Source organism: Microbulbifer variabilis, assembly GCF_020524905.1.
GTDB lineage: Bacteria > Pseudomonadota > Gammaproteobacteria > Pseudomonadales > Cellvibrionaceae > Microbulbifer > Microbulbifer variabilis_A.
This window is the reverse complement of sequence record NZ_JAIVKI010000006.1, coordinates 49,500-67,868: the sequence shown is the minus strand read 5'-3', so window position 1 is coordinate 67,868 and position 18,369 is coordinate 49,500. Positions and strand designations below refer to the sequence as shown.

General features: G+C 47.5%; 15 protein-coding genes. 10 read left to right on the top strand and 5 right to left on the bottom strand.

Features of this window, described 5'->3' with window-relative positions; all coding sequences use genetic code 11:
- Window positions 1-58: 58 nt before the first annotated feature.
- The 3 genes from LC073_RS09095 to LC073_RS09085 all read right to left on the bottom strand — a co-directional run bounded on the left by LC073_RS09095 (window position 59) and on the right by LC073_RS09085 (window position 3,765).
- Window positions 59-478 (bottom strand): ExbD/TolR family protein, encoded by a 420-nt coding sequence (locus LC073_RS09095; protein ID WP_226646306.1) that lies wholly within the window; start codon window positions 476-478, stop codon window positions 59-61.
- Window positions 479-493: 15 nt separating this feature from the next.
- A complete protein-coding gene (locus LC073_RS09090) occupies window positions 494-1,117 on the bottom strand; it encodes a MotA/TolQ/ExbB proton channel family protein (RefSeq protein WP_226646304.1) in 624 nt (207 codons plus the stop codon).
- A gap of 80 nt (window positions 1,118-1,197) precedes the next feature.
- A complete protein-coding gene (locus tag LC073_RS09085) occupies window positions 1,198-3,765 on the bottom strand; it encodes a DNA internalization-related competence protein ComEC/Rec2 (protein ID WP_226646302.1) in 2,568 nt (855 codons plus the stop codon).
- Window positions 3,766-4,050: 285 nt separating this feature from the next.
- On the opposite strand from LC073_RS09085, the gene LC073_RS09080 reads away from it, so the two are divergent.
- A complete protein-coding gene (locus LC073_RS09080) occupies window positions 4,051-5,013 on the top strand; it encodes a porin (protein ID WP_226646300.1) in 963 nt (320 codons plus the stop codon).
- A gap of 131 nt (window positions 5,014-5,144) precedes the next feature.
- Here LC073_RS09080 and LC073_RS09075 read toward each other — a convergent pair whose 3' ends face one another.
- A complete protein-coding gene (locus LC073_RS09075; RefSeq protein ID WP_226646298.1) occupies window positions 5,145-6,629 on the bottom strand; it encodes a bifunctional 2-methylcitrate dehydratase/aconitate hydratase in 1,485 nt (494 codons plus the stop codon).
- Window positions 6,630-6,911: 282 nt separating this feature from the next.
- Between LC073_RS09075 and LC073_RS09070 the strand changes: the two genes are divergently transcribed.
- From LC073_RS09070 to LC073_RS09045, 6 genes are all read left to right on the top strand, one after another.
- Window positions 6,912-8,162: an HlyD family secretion protein gene (locus tag LC073_RS09070; RefSeq protein ID WP_226646296.1), complete on the top strand. Its 1,251-nt coding sequence runs from the start codon at window positions 6,912-6,914 to the stop codon at window positions 8,160-8,162.
- Window positions 8,163-8,197: 35 nt separating this feature from the next.
- Window positions 8,198-8,914, top strand: a complete 717-nt coding sequence (locus tag LC073_RS09065) for an ABC transporter ATP-binding protein (protein WP_226646294.1) — start codon at window positions 8,198-8,200, stop codon at window positions 8,912-8,914.
- Window positions 8,911-11,346, top strand: a complete 2,436-nt coding sequence (locus tag LC073_RS09060; RefSeq protein ID WP_226646292.1) for an ABC transporter permease — start codon at window positions 8,911-8,913, stop codon at window positions 11,344-11,346. The genes LC073_RS09065 and LC073_RS09060 overlap by 4 nt, the downstream gene beginning before the upstream one ends.
- Window positions 11,347-11,435: 89 nt before the next feature.
- On the top strand, window positions 11,436-12,344 hold the full coding sequence (locus LC073_RS09055; protein WP_226646290.1) for an alpha/beta fold hydrolase: 909 nt from the start codon (window positions 11,436-11,438) through the stop codon (window positions 12,342-12,344).
- A 666-nt stretch (window positions 12,345-13,010) separates the two neighbouring features.
- Window positions 13,011-13,619: a hypothetical protein gene (locus tag LC073_RS09050; RefSeq protein ID WP_226646288.1), complete on the top strand. Its 609-nt coding sequence runs from the start codon at window positions 13,011-13,013 to the stop codon at window positions 13,617-13,619.
- Window positions 13,620-14,004: 385 nt separating this feature from the next.
- Window positions 14,005-14,322: a heavy metal-binding domain-containing protein gene (locus tag LC073_RS09045; RefSeq protein WP_226646286.1), complete on the top strand. Its 318-nt coding sequence runs from the start codon at window positions 14,005-14,007 to the stop codon at window positions 14,320-14,322.
- A 198-nt stretch (window positions 14,323-14,520) separates the two neighbouring features.
- Here LC073_RS09045 and LC073_RS09040 read toward each other — a convergent pair whose 3' ends face one another.
- Window positions 14,521-15,771, bottom strand: a complete 1,251-nt coding sequence (locus LC073_RS09040) for a S41 family peptidase (RefSeq protein ID WP_226646284.1) — start codon at window positions 15,769-15,771, stop codon at window positions 14,521-14,523.
- Window positions 15,772-16,233: 462 nt separating this feature from the next.
- On the opposite strand from LC073_RS09040, the gene LC073_RS09035 reads away from it, so the two are divergent.
- The 3 genes from LC073_RS09035 (at window position 16,234) to LC073_RS09025 (ending at window position 18,366) form a co-directional block, all read left to right on the top strand.
- Window positions 16,234-17,109, top strand: coding sequence for a S1 family peptidase (locus LC073_RS09035; RefSeq protein ID WP_226646283.1), 876 nt, complete (start codon window positions 16,234-16,236; stop codon window positions 17,107-17,109).
- 50 nt (window positions 17,110-17,159) lie between these two features.
- Window positions 17,160-17,618, top strand: a complete 459-nt coding sequence (locus LC073_RS09030) for a nuclear transport factor 2 family protein (protein ID WP_226646281.1) — start codon at window positions 17,160-17,162, stop codon at window positions 17,616-17,618.
- A gap of 250 nt (window positions 17,619-17,868) precedes the next feature.
- Window positions 17,869-18,366, top strand: coding sequence for a hypothetical protein (locus LC073_RS09025; protein ID WP_226646279.1), 498 nt, complete (start codon window positions 17,869-17,871; stop codon window positions 18,364-18,366).
- Window positions 18,367-18,369: the final 3 nt, after the last annotated feature.

Here is an 18,369-nt window from a genome sequence, read left to right as displayed (position 1 = left end):
CTCGCAGGGCTAGCAGGGATAAGAGTCCATAGCGGACCTTAAAACGAAGCCAAGCGTGCTAGTTCTCTTCTGGTTGCCGTGTAGTAATGCTTAGGTTGACAAAGCCTAACTGTCCAGCGGCATCCATTGCCCGCACCACGGCCTGATGGTGAGCTGTGGCGTCGGCGGTTATCACAAGCGGGCGATTGTACTCGCCTGCAGAAACTTCCGACAGCGCAGATTTCAAAGTGGTCAACTTTTTATTGATCAACCCCTGACCATTCACTGAATAGGAGCCATCGGCACTGATCAGAATTTCAACAGCTCGTGGCTGTTCCTCTGCCTGGGGCCCTGCGGCCTCGGGCAGATTCAATTTCAGATGGCTCTCTTTGGTGAATGTGGTCGACACCATAAAGAAAATCAGCAGGAGAAAGACCACATCGATCAATGGCGTAAGGTTTACCCCATCCTGCTCTTTGGTTTGGCGGCGAAATTGCATGGATGGCTACCTCACTCAGGCCGCATTTTCAATTTTGCGATCACTGTGCAAAGCATCCACCAGCTTCACGGCTTCCTGTTCCATGGTGACCACGATAGTATCCACACGGCGCTGGAAGAACCTGTGGGCCATCAGTGCCGGAATCGCCACAGTCAGTCCCGCCGCCGTAGTAATTAGAGCCTGGCTGATACCACCGGCTAAAATACCAGCATTTCCGGTGCCTTCCAGCATAATGGCGGTGAACACCTGAATCATGCCGATCACCGTTCCAAGCAAACCAATCAGTGGTGCAACTGCAGCAATGGTACCCAGGGCATTGAGGAAGCGTTCCAGCTCATGCACTACCTGGCTCGCGGTCTCTTCAATACTGTCTCTCATTACCTCACGACCATAGCGGGAGTTGGAAAGGCCTGCGGCAAAAATTCTTCCGAGTGGACTGGAATCACGCAGCTCTTTTAGTTTTTCACCATTAACCTGGTTGCTTTTCAGCCACACCCACACTTCACCAAGTAAAGTGCGCGGTGCAATACGCTGGGGATTCAGCGTCCAAAAACGCTCAATGCTGATAGCAATAACAGCAACGGAACAGAACAGGATCGGCAACATCAGCCAGCCGCCAGATTTTATTATTTCAAACACTTTTCTTGGCCCTAAACAGCGAGAGGGATTTCTGGAATTTTTTTCTGCATCCTAGACGCAGGAGTCGCACTTTATCATAGCTACTCTCGGCGGCTAAGTCTTCCACCCGGCTCAGCCTCACCATTGTGATCCGCATACCAAAACCGTGGCGTGGAACGCCCCTGATTTATTACAGGTTCCGAAGCGCCACTACGCCAATAAAATTCGATAGCACCACTCTGTGCCGTATTGAAAATTTCTACATCCATCGCGCGGTAGCGTGTAACAACATCCGCATGAGGGTGACCAAAATGATGGCGGTATCCCGCACTGAATATTACCCGTCCAGGCCTTGCCCAACTCAACAAAGCCTGTGATGAAGATGTCCTGGAACCATGATGTGGTGCCACCAATAAATCCACCGGCTTTTGCATCGGATAGAGTTCCACAAGACGGCTTTCTACCGAGCTTGTGATATCTCCAGTAAGTAAAATGCGTATATGCTGCCACTCAATCAGAGCTACGCAGCTTTGGTCATTTTCCTCGCCATTAACCGCTTTTTGCAGTGGCCACAACCATTGTAAAGTGAGATCACCAAAGAAAAGCGATTCACCCGCGACACAGAAGTTTGTTCGAATATCGAAATCCCCCGCCAGCTTCTCTCCCAACTGCCCTGGAGCATAGAAATTACTGACAGACAAAGACTGCAACAGTGCATCCACCCCGCCGGCATGATCTCGATCCCCATGGCTTACAACTAATGCATCGAGTGCCCTCACCCCAACTCCACTCAGAAAAGGGGCAACAATGGCCCCTCCAGCACTCCAACCCGATGAGGAAACTGGGCCGGTATCGAAGACAAGACTTGCCTCCTGGGTGCGGATAGAGAGGGCCAACCCCTGGCCGACATCCAATGCGGTGAAAGTAAGGCCCTGACGACCAGGGGCCGACACAGGCAATAGCGGTTGCAGTATTGGGAGCAGAAACAAGAGCCCCAGATAGCGCCCCGGTACCCCTCTAGGCAAAATCAGTAATAGGGCTCCCAGTGCGGATAAGATGAGTAGGGTTGCGCTTTGAGGCGGCAACAAAGGCTGCCAGGTAGGTACAAGATCCCTAGCGTGCTCCAGCATTCCCATCAGAAGAGCCAGCTGCCAATCGGCAAACTTAAGGCACCAGATCCCTGGAACGGTGCCCATCAATAAGGTGCCGAGCATCAAGGCCGGCAGTATTACCAAGCCAAGCCAGGGGATTGCCAATAGGTTCAGCAGCATCCCTCCCGAACTGTACCCGGAAAAATACACTATCGACGGCAGAATCAGCCCTAAAGCCACCAGCCATTGACTGCGCAATAATTGAACAACGGTGGAGGACCCGCGGAGAAGCGAAGCTCCTATGCGCTCTTTCACCCCCACATCAACGCCCGCCCCAACCCCCTTTACACCGATCGGAGCCACCCTCGCTTTCCAAGCGGAACGACGCCCAGAAAAGCCCAAAAGAAGTGCACCCACGGCTGTGAATGACAACCAAAACCCTACGCCAAAGAAAGCCAATGGCTGGATAAACAGCACTAGTGCCAAAGCGAGGGAAAAGGCCATGCCAGCGCCTACCCGTCGCCGCCAATGCCAAGCCAGCAACAAGACCCAGGTCATCACCAAGGCCCGCTGGGCAGAAAGAGGGGCGCCGGCTAATAGGGTGTAGGCCAAGGTGCCAAGGAGCGCCAGAAGTACTGGTAACCACCTGGGGCTGGCACCCAGCAGCACCCCCAAAGCTCGCGCCAAAATCTGCCCCAGAAGAAGTAAGAATCCAGCCACCATGCCCACATGCAGGCCCGATATTGCCAGAAGGTGTGCTGTTCCTGTCTGCCTTAAGAGATCTTTGTCGGCATAGGAAAGATCACTGCGATCTCCCAATAACAGCGCTGTGACCAAGGCACTCTGATTTATCGGTAGCTTTTGGATCTTCTCCCTCAAAGTGTCTCTCAGCGCTGATAGCCCTCCACCCTGCTCCAACCACTGCGGATCACCATTTTGAGTGCGCACATAGCCCGTTGCATATACGCCACGCCGTAAAAGCCAGCCCTCATAATCAAAGGTATGGGGATTCACACTACCGCGCGGGCGCTTTAATCGCACCGTTAACACCCAGTGGCTATTACCGCGCAAACGCGCTTGTACCTCCCTGTCCGCACGATACCAGGTGAGGTAGAGGAGACTGCCTGAATCAATACCCCCTGCTCCTGCTTCCAGTACCCTCGCCTGGAAACGCACATCCTTGGTACTGACACCCGGTAATGCATGGTAATTTCTCACTTCGGGCAGGGATACAACCTCAACTTTTAGGCGTTGATCCATGCCATGTGCCGATTCGGCTAAACGCTGTTCAAGCGCTGCTTTATTGCTTATCAGTGCCCAAAGAGCTCCAAGTAATGAGAAGACGAGTAATAGTGAGAGAGAGCGTCTTTGAGGAAGGGCAAGCAACAGCAGAAAGGCAATAAGGTAAACCCACAGTACCCCCCCTATTTCCGGCAACACAGGCAGCACGCCAATAACCGCTATCGACAGAGAGAACACCCAAAGAGCTAGGGTAAGGCTCCATAGCCAGAGAGTAGATTTATGCCATCGTTCAACACCCAAATCGTGTATTTTTTGTACAAATTCTTTGGCTCTCATCCCTGTAAAAAGCCCTTTAATAGCGATGCATTCAGTATTTTGACTCGCCTTACAAAACAGGTACCGTAGAACTAAAAAACACCTGTAACCGACGCGCCATGCCGCATTGTGGCTGCCTTAACTGTTATTCATGGCACCTGTTGGTCATATTTTTTTAAGAAAAATGCCATGTTTAACATGTTTGTAATATTCAGGTCGCAAAATCCGCACCAAATCGAGGGGTAACCAAAAGACTGAACGGAAGGCTTCCCCTCAACCCACAACCATAAACTGTGCGAGACGACTATGAATAAGACCGCTCTCTCTCTGGCTATTGTTGCCATGATCCCTACTCTGGCCAGCGCCCAAGAAGAAGGCGATGTCCTCGACTTTTACGGCAAAGCCAATGTTACCTTTCAGTCTGCTGACGAAGGTGATGGCTCTGTAACCGACGTTCAAAGCAATGCCTCCCGCCTGGGTGTACAAGGTAAAATCGCTCTGACAGACGGCATCTATGGTATCTACCGTATGGAATACGAAGCAGATATGGATGGCGATGCTGACGAGACTTTCTCCCAGCGCAATATTTACGCTGGCCTGGAAGGCGGCTTTGGTCAGGTAATCGCGGGTAAGTTCGACACCCCTCTGAAAGCGGCCCAGAAGAAAGTTGACCTGTTCAACGACCTGGAAGGCGATATCAAAAGCCTGATCACCAACAGCGACAACCGCGAAGAAGACGCTCTGCAGTACACTACTCCGTCTTTCGCTGGCTTCAAAGCTTCTGCTGCTTACATCAGCAACAAAGATGAAGTAATCAACGAAGAAACTGGTGAAGAGCGCAACAACGGTATCTCTACTTCTATTGCTTACGATAACAATGGCGTTTACATGGCCTATGCTTTCGACCAAGACGTTGAAGGCCAGGACGTTGACGTTCAGCGCTTTGTAGCTCAATACAACATCGGCCCAGTACAAGTTGGTGCTCTGTTCGAAGACCAAGAAAACGCTGACGGCGAAAACGTTGATGGCTGGATGGGCTCTGTAGCTTACAAAATCGAGCAGTGGACTCTGAAAGCTCAGTATGGTCAGTCTGACATTAAGAAAGAAGGTGGTGAAACCTTCAGCCTGGGCGTTGACTACAAGTTCAACAGCGCGGCTAAAGTATTTGGCTTCTACACCGACGAAACTGCTGACACAGTAATTGATGATGATATCAAAATCACTTACGACCGCAGCTACGCCGGTATCGGTGCTGAATACAAGTTCTAAGAGCACTTGTAACGGCGGTCATCCAAATTGGGAAGAGCTGTTTGACCGTCGTATGACTTGAGAGCTTGAATTAGGCGGCCTATGGCCGCCTTTTTTTATTGGAAATCCCAAAGCCGCGTTGCGGTAGCCCATCAAATAACCAACTTTTCCATAAAAAGATGCACTGGCATTGCCTGCAACTGATGCTGATCGGCAAATAAAGCTAAGATATTTTCCGTTTGGCCTGAGGGGAAACGAGAAGCCAGGTTGGAGCGAAATTTATCCAGCAAAAGCGGTATACCCTCCTTACGGCGCCGACGATGACCGAGGGGGTACTCCACCACTACATTCTCTGTTGCCTTGCCCCCCTTAAAAAATACCTGCACACCATTCGCAATAGAGCGTTTATCCGGGTCAAGGTAATCCTTGGAATAGCAACCATCTTCCACAACCGTAATTTTCCTGCGCAGCGCATCAATTTCCGGGTGAGCCTGATGGAATTCATCCTCGTAATAGCCAGCCTGCAAATCTCCAAATAAAAGAGCCACAGCCACTATGTATTGCAGGCAGTGGTCGCGATCTGCCGGATTGGAGAGAGGACCGCTTTTACTAATAATTCGTATTGCAGATTGGTGGGTGGTCACGACGATCCTATCAATATCCGCCACCCTATTTTTCACCTGTGGATGTAAAAAAATCGCAGCCTCACAGGCCGTCTGGCCATGAAACTCCGCCGGAAAGGAGATTTTGAAGAGGATATTTTCCATTACATAAGAACCGTATCGGCGCGGAAACTTGAACTGCCGTTCTTCCACTGGCTTTACCGTCTGATCGGCATTGGTCTTACTGAAGGCAACGTCAAAAAAGCCCCATTGTTCCGCCGTAAGGACAGTTGGTATACCCATCTCACCACGCAGAGCCATATCCGCCAAGTACACCCCCCTTGCAGTAGCGTCTCCTGCCGCCCAGGACTTACGAGAGCCGGTATTGGGTGCATGTCGGTAGGTCCGCAGGGCGCTGCCGTCCACCCAGGCCTGAGAAATCGCTGCCAGTAATTCTTGCCGCTCTCCCCCCATCAACCAGGCAGCTACCGCTGTCGAAGCCACACGAACCAACAATACATGATCAAGCCCGACACGATTAAAGCTGTTCTGTAATGCCAGTACCCCCTGGATTTCATAGGCCTTGATCATCGCCTCCAATACCTTTCCCATTGTTATGGGCACTTCTCCTGCATTCAGCCGCTTTTGTGACAGGTAATCACACACTGCGAGTATGGCGCCAAGATTGTCAGATGGGTGCCCCCACTCAGCGGCCAACCAGGTATCGTTGAAATCCAGCCAGCGGATAGTGCAGCCTATATCCCAGGCAACTTTTACCGGGTCCATACGAAATTGGGTACCCGGCACACGGGCCCCATTGGGCACCCAGGTTCCCTCAACCAGGGGGCCAAGCAGTTTCGTGCACTCAGGAAAGCGCAATGCCAAAAAGGCACAGCCGAGAGAATCCATCAGGCAGTATCGCGCTGTTTGCCAAGCTTCATCGGAGCAGACTTGATTGCTAAGTACATAATCAGCGATATCCTGTATCACCTGGTCATAATCCAGGCGAACATTGTGGCTAGGGGTTGCATGCATGGTTATAACCTTGGGGCTTTATTAATGTGCAAGCCTAGACGCTCTCTCAATCCTGGCTGCAAATCGACGCTTGATTAAACTGAAATAACTACGACTTCCGCCCCCGATTTACCAGCCAAAGCTGAACACTCTGCTCAAGTAGGTGGTAAGAGCAGCACTCCCCTTTCGGCCTATCTTGTTTTCAAAGAGGATTCACCGCAATTTGTTGGCTTTTATCACTTCATAACAAGCATATTGAGATTTTTTAAGACGATAACAGTTTACTGATTGCAAGTACTCGATATGGATATCATCAAGCCTAAAAAACGCCCCCTATTCAAACACCCACTGATCCTCAGCGGTGTTGCTATTGCATTTGTCGCAATCACCAGTAGCCTCCTACTGACCTCAGAGGGAGCATATAAAGTTGCCCGTAAACAATTAATGATGGGTACTGTGCAGCGCGGGGACTTACAAGTTGTAGTGGATGGATACGGCATGCTGCGCTCAGACAAGCAAACCCTAATTACCGCTCTAACCGCAGCAAACGTTGAGAAAATCTTGTTGCGCCCCGGAGCGGAAGTGCAAAGCGATAGTGTCATTATGCAGCTGAGCAATCCAGAGTTAATACGTGCACTGGATGCAGCCAAAACCACTCTGGAGCAAGAGAAAGCCAATCTGCGCCGGCTTATTCTCAACAACCAGCGGGATGTCCTCGCCGAGGAAGCCATACTCGCCGAACTGAACTCCAACTACCAGGTCATCAAGCTGCGCCGTGAAGCCGAGGATGCTCTGGTAAAAAGTGGAGTGGTTTCCCAGCTCACCTACCAGACCACCGTTCTACGTCAAGAGCAGATGAAAAAGCGCGTGGACCTGCAAAAACAGCGCATCAACCACCTGCACAAGGTCACCGTGGAATCAGAGTTAATCCAACACGAGCAGATCAACCAGGCCCATACCCAACTGCAGAGTATCCAGCAGCGCGCAGACCGCCTGACCGTGCGCGCCGGCTTGGACGGCATACTACAACGGCTACCGGTAGAGCTGGGGCAAGGTGTCGTTCCCGGGCAGGAGCTGGCGCTGATCGGCAGCGAGACAGATCTACTCGCCCTGGTTCAAGTACCACAATCCAAAGCTGAGCAACTGGAGGTTGGCCAGACCGCTGAAATTGATACCCGCAGGGAAAAAGTCGAGGGTGTGGTAACCCGTATTACCCCTGAGGTTCGGGACGGCAATATTGAAGTGGAAATTGCTTTTAGTGCAGGCGCCCCTGAGTCTGCCAGGCCACAACTCAACGTCGATGCCCGGATCTTCACCACCACTATGGAAGATACACTGTTCGTCGAGAGACCTATCAATGTACAGCGTCACAGTGAGAGCAACCTCTTCCTGATCAACGAAAACGGGGAGGAAGCGGCACTCCAACCCATCAGCTTTGGAGAGGAGTCGGGCCGATATATCCAGATCACCCAAGGCGTTAATGAAGCGGACCGTATCATCCTCTCGGATATGACCCATTTTAATGAGGCTGAGCATCTCCAGATTGTTGACTAAAGCCTGAAACCTAAAGCGAGAACAGGGAGTTCGCTATGTCCAAGCCGATCCTTCATATGGCCGGGATCACTAAGGTGTTCAGCACCGAGGAAATGGAAACCCACGCCCTGCGGGGCGTTGACCTGAGTATTTACCAGGGGGAATTTGTTTCTATCTGCGGCCCCTCGGGTTGCGGTAAATCCACACTTCTCTCGATTCTCGGCCTGCTAGACCTCCCCACCAGCGGCAGCTATCAGATTGAGAGCACCGAAGTCGCTCAATTGTCGTTGAGTGAGGCGGCGACTATTCGCAACGAGAAAGTAGGCTTTATCTTCCAGTCCTTTAACCTGATTGACGAACTCTCTGTCTACGACAATATCGCCCTGCCCCTGCGATACCGACGCAATCCCATTCCCAAGTCTGAAGCCGACAAAAAAGTGAAACACTGCCTGGAGAAGGTAGGAATGAGTCACCGGGCCTCTCACAAACCTAATCAGTTATCCGGTGGCCAACAGCAGCGAATCGCCATAGCCCGGGCGCTAGTTGGCAATCCGTCCCTATTGCTGGTGGACGAGCCCACCGGCAACTTGGATTCCCACAATGGCGTTGCGGTAATGGAAATGCTGCGGCAGCTCAACAGTGAAGGGACCACCCTGTGCATGGTGACCCATGACCCTCGTTATGCAGACATGGCCAGCCGCCAGTTGCATCTGCTGGATGGAAAAATCTCAACGCCGCAGCCCATAAAAGAGCCCCATGAGATGGCCCTATGATCACCACAAAGGACCTGTCCATTGCCCTCCAGTCCCTCAACCGGGCGCGAAGCTATGCCACCACTATTATTCTGACTCTGGGCATCACCCTCGGCGCCCTGGTAACGCTCTTTAATCTCAACTACCAACTGCTAGCCGCGCCCCTCCCCTACCCAGACGAAGATCGGCTGTATGTCGTGAATGGTAATCTCTACCAGAACAAGCAGCTGCGGCTGGAAAACAACAGCCAATACCCCGCCCTGGTTGAAATCTATAAGAGCGACAGTTTCTTCGAGTCCAGCGCCCTGGTGTACTTCTGGGAAGATGTGGTCCGCAATTTATCCGGATCACCACGGGTTAAAGTTTCCTATGTCTCTCCAGAATATCTCCAGCTGGCTGGAGCACCCCTGGCCCTGGGCAGACAATTCAATACCGATGAAGGGCTCGATAGCCGGGTTCCCGTGGCGGTTATCAGCTATCAAACCTGGGAGCAGATGTTCCGGCGCAACCCAAATGTCTTGGCGCAAAGCCTGCAATTTGGGGAGGTGGACTTTCGTATTGTCGGCGTCACTGCCAAAGACTTCGTTGTACCCCAAATCTATAAACAGGGCCGACAAACGGCGGTCTGGCTGCCCTGGGACTTTAACGATACACAAATAGAGCACAGAAATAATTGGAGAGGCTTCCTGCCTTTTCGCATGCTCACAGGAAAGCTGAAGCCGGGCATTGACCCCGCCAGCGCGGGGCATGAATTGAGCACATTAATGGATGCCCAGTATCAAGCGGCCCTAGCGGGAAGATCCTCTTCGGTAGAAAGGTCCGTTGAATACCGACTCACCCCCTTCGCCAATAAAATCCTTGGCGACAGCGCCACACGAACCCTAATAGTTATGGGCGGTACACTGGTACTTCTGTTAATTGCCTGCGCCAATGTTACCAATCTGATTCTTTCTCGCGCTGCCAAACAACAACGTAATATGGCGATACAGGTCGCGTTGGGCGCACACAAAAAACATATCTTTTTGGCCCTGCTGTGTGAAATCGGCCCACTTATGTTAGGGGCTGCATTACTTTCTCTACTTTTAGCCCTGGGATCGACGGAAGTATTAAAGGTGATGGCTACGGAACAAATTCCTCGCATTCAAGAGCTCACCTTAAACTGGCAGACACTGGTTTTTGCACTGTTGTGTGCCTTACTTCTCGCCCTGTTCTTCTCAGCCATAGTCAATCGCCAGGTTAATTACCGCGCACTGAATCAAATGCTGCAGAGCAGCGGCAAAGGCTCCGGTGTACAGATCTCGCCTCTAATCCGCAAGGTACTCATCAGTAGCCAAGTGGCGATGACCAGCTTACTTATCGTCGCCAGTTTACAGATATTCCTGCAAGCCAATCGCCTGATTAACCAGCCATTTGGTTTCCCTTTTGACAACGTTCAGGTCATGACTCTGAATATCGGCAATCTTAGGAGCTCCCCCACTGCCGAGCGAGAGAGTTATCTGAAGGCCATCAGGCAGAGATTGCTGGAACACCCTAAAGTACAAAATGCCAGCCTGAGCTTAAACACGCCTATCTCTATCAGCCGGCCACTCTGGACCACATCCCTAAGCCATGATGCTAGCCGACAAAACCCGGTGATGGCCAAGACCACAGTAGTCGACGAAAACTACCTTTCCATTTTGCGTATGCCACTGGTAGCTGGCCGCCATATCAATGCGGCTGAGTTTTCCGATAACAATCGCATGATGCTCGTTAACGAAACCCTGGCCCAGCAGCTGGAACCGGATGGAGAAGTATTAGGCAAGCGCTACTACTGGCTAGGTGATTTGCCCTACCAAGTGGTCGGTGTAGTGCGTAACGCAAGCCTGCCCGGCAAAAAGGAACCCGCCCGCTTATTTGTGCGCGGTATCAATGTGAGCTATCCCCTACTCGTACTCAGGCATAAGCCTCACCAACCGCTCAGCACCACAGAGGTAAATCGGGAATTTGCTGAAGTAAACAGGCAGTACAAAGTTTCCGAGCTATTCTCCCTGGAGCAGGCGCGAGACCTTCTCCTAAGCAATGACCGGGTCTCAGTTTGGGTAACCACCGCCCTAACATTACTGGCACTCAGCCTCGCTGCCGTCGGTATCTTTGGTGTGCTCAGTTACAGCGTGCAACTGCAGCGTACTGAGCTTGGCGTGCGCATGGCAATCGGCGCCCGCCCAGCGACAATTTTCTATCACACCCTAATCGATAGCTTGATTCCCGTAATTATCGGTATCGCTGTAGCGACTTTGGTAATAGTCCCACTGGCACTTTGGCTTGAGCAAAGCGAGTTCAGTATTGAAACCAGCCTCTGGGGCTGGCTGCTACCACCACTACTTATTATCGGCCTAACCGCCTCGGTTACCCTGCTTTCTGTATGGAAGATAATCAACAAGCCCACGGTTTACGCATTGCAAGGAACAGGATAATTACTTTCCACCTGATAGCCGCTGCTTGAGGTTGCGCGCTTATCGTGCAATCTTTACCACAAATACAACGATAAGAAATGGAACAGCCAATGCAACCTCAGCAGTGGTTATCAAACGGAAAGATTTTTGAGCATCAAGGCCACCAACTTTTCTATGTCGATAGCAACCCAGGCTGTCGACATAAACCAGTACTGCTTTTGATTCACGGCTTCCCCACTAGTAGTTATGACTGGCAAAAGATATGGGCCGAACTGACAGAGCACTATCGCTGTATTGCTATGGATATGCTGGGCTTTGGCTATTCAGATAAACCCAAGCGGCATAGCTACAGTATCCACGGGCAAGCTGATTTACATGAAGCTCTTCTGCAACATTTAAACATCAACAAGGTCCACCTGTTGGCCCATGACTATGGGGATACTGTTGCCCAGGAGTTACTCGCCAGAGCCAATAGCGGTGGTACCACGGGGTATATCTCAGCATGCCTGCTGAACGGCGGCCTTTTCCCAGAAGCCCATCAAGCTCGTCTCGTGCAGAAACTCCTGCTCTCTCCCGCAGGTTTTCTGATCAATAAACTAATGAATTACCGACAGTTTTGCCGCAGCTTCAGTGCCATTTTCGGACCAGAGACACGACCCTCCGGAACAGATTTGAGAGACTTGTGGCAAACTCTCCAATATAAGAATGGCAACCGGCTCCTCTATAAACTGATCACCTATATGCACGACAGGCGCCAACATCGTCAGCGCTGGATCGACGCCCTGAACCAATACCCCGGTCCCCTGCTACTAATCAATGGCTCATTGGACCCAGTTTCAGGGAAGCATATGGTAGATCGATTTCGTCAGTTGATTGATCGTCCAGCAGATATTGTTGAGCTGGGAAAGATTGGGCACTATCCCCAGTGGGAGGCGCCTGATCATGTGATGAGTGCCTACCTAGAATTCACTGGGATGCGACTGGATAACCCTGCTCTTCTTTCTTTATTAGCAAAGTAGGATTATCTAACGACCTATCTAAACGCAACCAATTTGGTCAAAATTCGCTCAGAGCCATCGATTTTAATAAGGCTATATACTATCAGTAACAAAAGTATGAGTACTTCTATGGTTCCTACTAGTTGCCAAACTTACTAAATTTCTGGATAGTCATTAACTTACAATATTCATCAGAAAGCTACACGCTCTAAAATTGCTGACTTTAGACTCTGAAATGGTTTTCCAAAAAATTAAATTAACTCGTATATCCAAGACAAATGTTTAAGCCCAAGAATAAATGACAAAGAAATTAACATTATCCGCTGTATTGGCCATAATTCTTACAGGTTGTGCGCACCAGGAGGATACCCTAAATAACGAACTGTGGTCTGGGGATCTGAGTATGTATCAACTTAGATACTCTAATGAACCTCAGAATACCAGCATTCAGCAAACTTATAAGCAACCTGAGAATAAAGAATCTAATTATAAGCTATACCTTAGGTCTGACCTTATAGGCTGGCATATCAAACTTGGGGATATGACAATCATTTTTTGATGATAATTATAAAGCTTATAGTTCCCCCCCCTTTTCTTTAAGAAGGGGTCCATATTCACTTGAATTTCTACTCTCAAAAACGGAAACAATCAAGTGCCATTATTTAGAAACAGGCTGTAGATCTGAATATGAAATGTATCCCAATTAAATACCTACCTCTTTTTCTGATTTTTGTTTCTTTCTCCTCCCTCACTGTTGAAAAAGCGGGAGCTTGCCAAGACCATGACAACAAAATTTCGCAGGAAAACAGTCATCTCTTGGAACTATTTAACCAAGACCAAAGCGCGCGCAGTATTCCCCACCGTGAAATCGACTGGAGCTCACTTGATCATGAAGACAAGAATCGACGGGGAAAAGTCTTAAAAATGCTAGCGGATGGCCGAATTAGGACTTCAAAGGATTACTATCATGCGGCACTCATCTTCCAACATGGGAGTGATGTAGAAGATATAAGACTCGCTCACTCTCTTGCCACAATTGCTGCAATCTTAACTGAAAATAAGAGTAAAGCTAATTGGCTTAAGGCAGCAACCTGGGATCGCTTAATGATGAATCTTGATCAGCCACAATGGTACGGTACTCAGTTCATTAAAGACAACTCTGGGAACTGGAGCCTGTATAACGTTAATTCGGATATAATTTCAGATCAGCAGCGAATAGACTGGTCGGTTCGTACACTAGACGAATCGAAAGCTATGGAGAAATCACTAAACAGCAAGAAAGAAAGTGAACCTTAAAGAGACTTCAGGTATTCAGCTGGCAGATATCTTTTCGTTAATGAGACAACAAGCTACAATTAGGACCACTCTTAAATATAAGTAAAGAATAAAAGTATGATGCAAGCAGTTAACACTATCGGATTAAGGAATACTCAAAAGACAAGCTTCCCTGTCTAATTGTCGAATTTGAAGGCCGTATAGGTCGCTACTGTTATGTTTGCAAATGGAATTAAGCTTGAGCATACCATCACTAAATAAAGAGCCATGCATTTGGATACAGTTCCAACATAGGGCTCATTAGATGTATTTTTAGCAACATATAAATGTCATACTTTCTTCTTTACCCAGCATATCCTGATGTAATCATATCAATAACCACACAGGGCACCATTAAGAAAATAATATGATCTACTCGACAACTGAAAGCGTACCCGGACAAGAAATTAAAGAGATACTCAGGGTAGTTACCGGTAACGTTGTTCAATCAAAGCATATTGGCCGCGATGTTATGGCTAGCTTGAAGAGCATCGTTGGCGGTGAGATAAGAGGCTATACAGAAATGCTATCCGAAGCCAGAAATTTGGCCCTTCAACGTTTGATTGATAGCGCACATCAAAAAGGGGCAGATGCTGTGGTGGGCATTCGATTTTCAACAAGCGCCATTATGGAAGGCGCTTGTGAAATGATGGTATTTGGAACTGCTGTCAAGCTGAGGAGGTGATTTATCCTAAGCCACAGTTTATATATTTTGCGACAAATTTGGTAAAGAATAGCCATTAACTACTAATTAACATCAATTCTGGTATACGAGGCTTTGAAATTAGATTCAATGGGGTTTCAAACGTACAACCCCATTGCAGAGCCTCAATGGTCAAATTAAAATTTATAGCTAATTTGGCATGGACTGATGCCACAGTGGCTACAGCCGCTTTCTTATATCATCTAAAACCCACTCCAGTGGTCTATCGATCCCCTTCTTATAACTTTGCCAGTCCCGCTTGATCATTACATCCGGCTGCACACCCTCTGTAAAGGTATCCTGGAACCTATAGTTACGCTTTGAATAGGTTATGACCCAATCGGAGTTGGGCAATGAGAACTGATCCATATCCTGATAGCCAACAGGATTCCCACCGGTAGGCTCTCCCACCAACTTAGCATTCAGTATTTGGCGGTATTGAGCCGCATTACTCATCCCTGCGGAATAGGTCTTAGCGCTTATTAATGTATAAACACCATGATCCCAATCAATACTATCGACAAGGACCAGCCCCCAGGCCATAATCAGTCCAACAAAGAAATCACCACCACCATTATCCCTCAAATCAACAATCAAATTTTTTACATTATTTTTTTCCAAAAATTTTTCCACATCACGTACAAATTTCTCCATATTTGAAAAACTAGGATACTTTTTGAAGTATATATAAGCAGTTTGAGTATCCATATCAGCGGACATCCAGAGGTTGGATGACTCTTCGACCCTCTTTGACTTGAAGGGTGTGGTCTTTGGAAAAAGATGGTGGGTAATTTTAGAGTGGTAATCTCCCATAGACAAAGAAGACACCGAGACAGTTTCCTCCAGACCAGAGTCATCTGTAAATGTATAGGCAGCACGCTTAGTACTAGCTGAAATGCCTGCCCCCTCGAGAACTTGTGCAATGTTTATTTGGAAAGCTCTCCTTATTTTTAATGAGTACTCATTCTCAACCCCCTGTACAATAGGAGATAGCCGATCAAGAATGACGTCTAACGGAGTACCATTAATAGCAGTTAATTTATGACCCAATAACTGCCGATAGGGTTCGTCGGTAGCAATCAAGCGTAGATCCCCATCAAACTCTAAGAATTGAAATGGATAAAGATTTATATCCTGCTCCCAAAAAGCGAGCTGGGTATGGCCGTCCCCGATCATCCGGCTAATTTTCATCAATTCAACCATTACTTGATTTTCAGAAAGACTTGGCAGATCGGATTTTAGCTGGAATAGCTTATCAGTAAATTCTTCTTTAGAAACATTGTGATAAAGATTAATATGATTCCTCTCTAACTCTTTATGAAAGTAATCAATATCTTCAACCCAATCTCCTGTATTTGAGATCGCAAGTATTGTGGCGGAATGCATCACGCATAACCCAAAAACCAACCACTTCAAAATTTCAACTCCCATAGTGCCCTTTCCTTGATACACCTAAACTTAACCGGGAGAGATCGCAACTCCAACCAATCCCATTTTCCTGCTCTTTAAAAGAAAGGAAGTATAATCGGGGTTTAATCGACAAAATATATTGATAACTATTCTTTTGAGGTTATCATTAATACACACTCTTACAAAGTGACACGATCGTTCTTTATTTTAAACATACAATACTGGAAAATCCAAAAAATTCAGAAACACCGATATCAAAAATCAACATTCCGAGATAAACAGAAATCACCCCTAAATATTGGATACGTATCCTCTCAAATTAAATGAATCGTACCCAAAATTTAAATGCACAAGGGAGGTATCGCATGCTTACCTTGTATAATGACAAGCTATCTGAAATACTAGAAAATCTGTAAATAATCCTATTCAATACATGTAGCTTTCACAAGAAAAAGCAAATGCTCCCTACTTGAAAACATACTCATGAACCGGCTGACAAGGTGCTTATTAGTTTTATTTCAGTTAGTTTTAGCTCCCTCGGTGACAGGCATAGTTATTCGCGATGACGTAACTGACTCAAAATACCGTATAGATGCTTCTGAATTCCCAGCACTTGTAGATTTACCGGGAGAGGGGCACGGAGTACTTATCACCCCAAAATGGATTGTCACAGCTGCGCATGCCATTACTTGGCAACATTGCATTGAGGAAGTCGTCATTAATGGCACTCCCAGAGAGATCGAAAAACTAGTGATACACCCCGGCTACAAGAAGATACCTCAAAGGATGACTGATGAAGCACTAGAGACGGGAGATGCCAGCAAAATAGAAGCGTTTTTGATCACATCTGATGATATCGCCTTAATCAAACTATCTCAGCCTGTCGCTGATGCTAATCCGGTGGGGATTTACCGTGAGAATGATGAACAGGGAAAAATAGTAAAGCTGATCGGAAAAGGGGCAACGGGTACAGCTGACCTCGGCCATGACCCCAAAGGCCCAAATCGAACAGAACTCCGCAGAGCATTTAACATAATCTCATCAACTCAAAGTCGTTGGCTTGGCTATGAATTTGATCAGGCCCCGGATGCGTTGCCACTTGAAGGCATGTCAACGAATGGCGACAGTGGCGGCCCAGTACTAATTGAAATTGACGACCAGTGGTTACTCGCAGGTCTTACGTCCTGGAAGCATGCTGAAGACGTCGATATACGAACCTTCCGCCCCGGTACCTATGGGCAGACTTCCTATTCCATTCGCTTAAGTCATTATGCAGACTGGATTGACAAAATGATTTCTAAAGATTTATCTATTCAGCAATCTGTCATAGCAGAATCTGACAGTTCATCAACTAAGTAACAATCCCTTATTCTCCAAATCCAACAGCATGAGTTACCCGAGAAAATATTATGTACAAAACAATACCTTTCATCCTGTTAGCTTTTTTAACTTCATCTGTATATGCCAATTCCGCTGAGGACAATACCAAAATACGAAGATCCGTACTCGACTACATTGAGGCACAACAAAAAGTTGAACCAGACCTAATGGAAAGAGGTTTAGATGAGAAACTAGCCAAGCGAACCTACTGGAAATCCAAAAACGGCTCAGAATTCATCATGGAGACAGACTATGAAACTATGATTTGGTTAGCCGAAAACTACAATAAGGAAGGGGATAAGTTTCCAGTGTCCCCCAGAATTGATATCGACATACTTGATATTGATAACCGGGTAGCCTCGGTAAAGCTTACTGTCGATGATTGGATTGATTATATGCATTTATATAAGAATGAAAAAAATGACTGGAAGATTATTAATGTTCTCTGGCAATATCATGATACTGAGAAGCATGTGAACATAAAATAAGTAAAAAGCAGTTTGACATCAAGCTTGGTGAAAACCCCTGCAGCAACTCGGTCAATAATCCTTACTTAACCGGGAGGGGGTTTTTGTAATTGCAGCCACAGCAATTTCTTTCATACAAAAAATATTTATAAACAAATAAAATTTTTAACAGTTGGCGACTCGCACCCTCTATAAAGACAAAACCCTTAACTATCGCACAACGACTGACCTTAATGTATAATTCAGAGATATTTACATTAAGGAATAGCCAGTGAGAGTTACCTTTTTACTTTTAAGTGTCACATTAATGGCATCTTGCGTCTCAGCACCACCGTACACCCCCCCTACTGACGGACCTATTGCAAAATTAATAATCCCGTCATCAACGTCTTCATACAGGTTTATTGGCGGCGTCACTTCTAGAAATCTGAGGTTTGCAGTCGATAACGGCAATAATTGTAGTATTTTTGGGAAGCCAGTTATTGCTAAAGATGGTGCTCAGGCCACTGAAATTAAAATACCCGGAAACAAGACAATATTTGTTAAAACCGAGTATAGCTTTGGCAACTCAACGTGCACGCCTTCAGTATCATTTGAATCTGAGATTGACAAGGTTTACACCGTAATCCCAACACATCATGGGAAGTATTGCTCATTATCCATTTTCACTGAAGCAGATAATAAGGAACCCATTCCGGTTAAACTAGAAACCGCATATGTGGATTCATGGTCCGGCTTAAAAGTCTGCACCGATAAAAAAAATATTTAATTA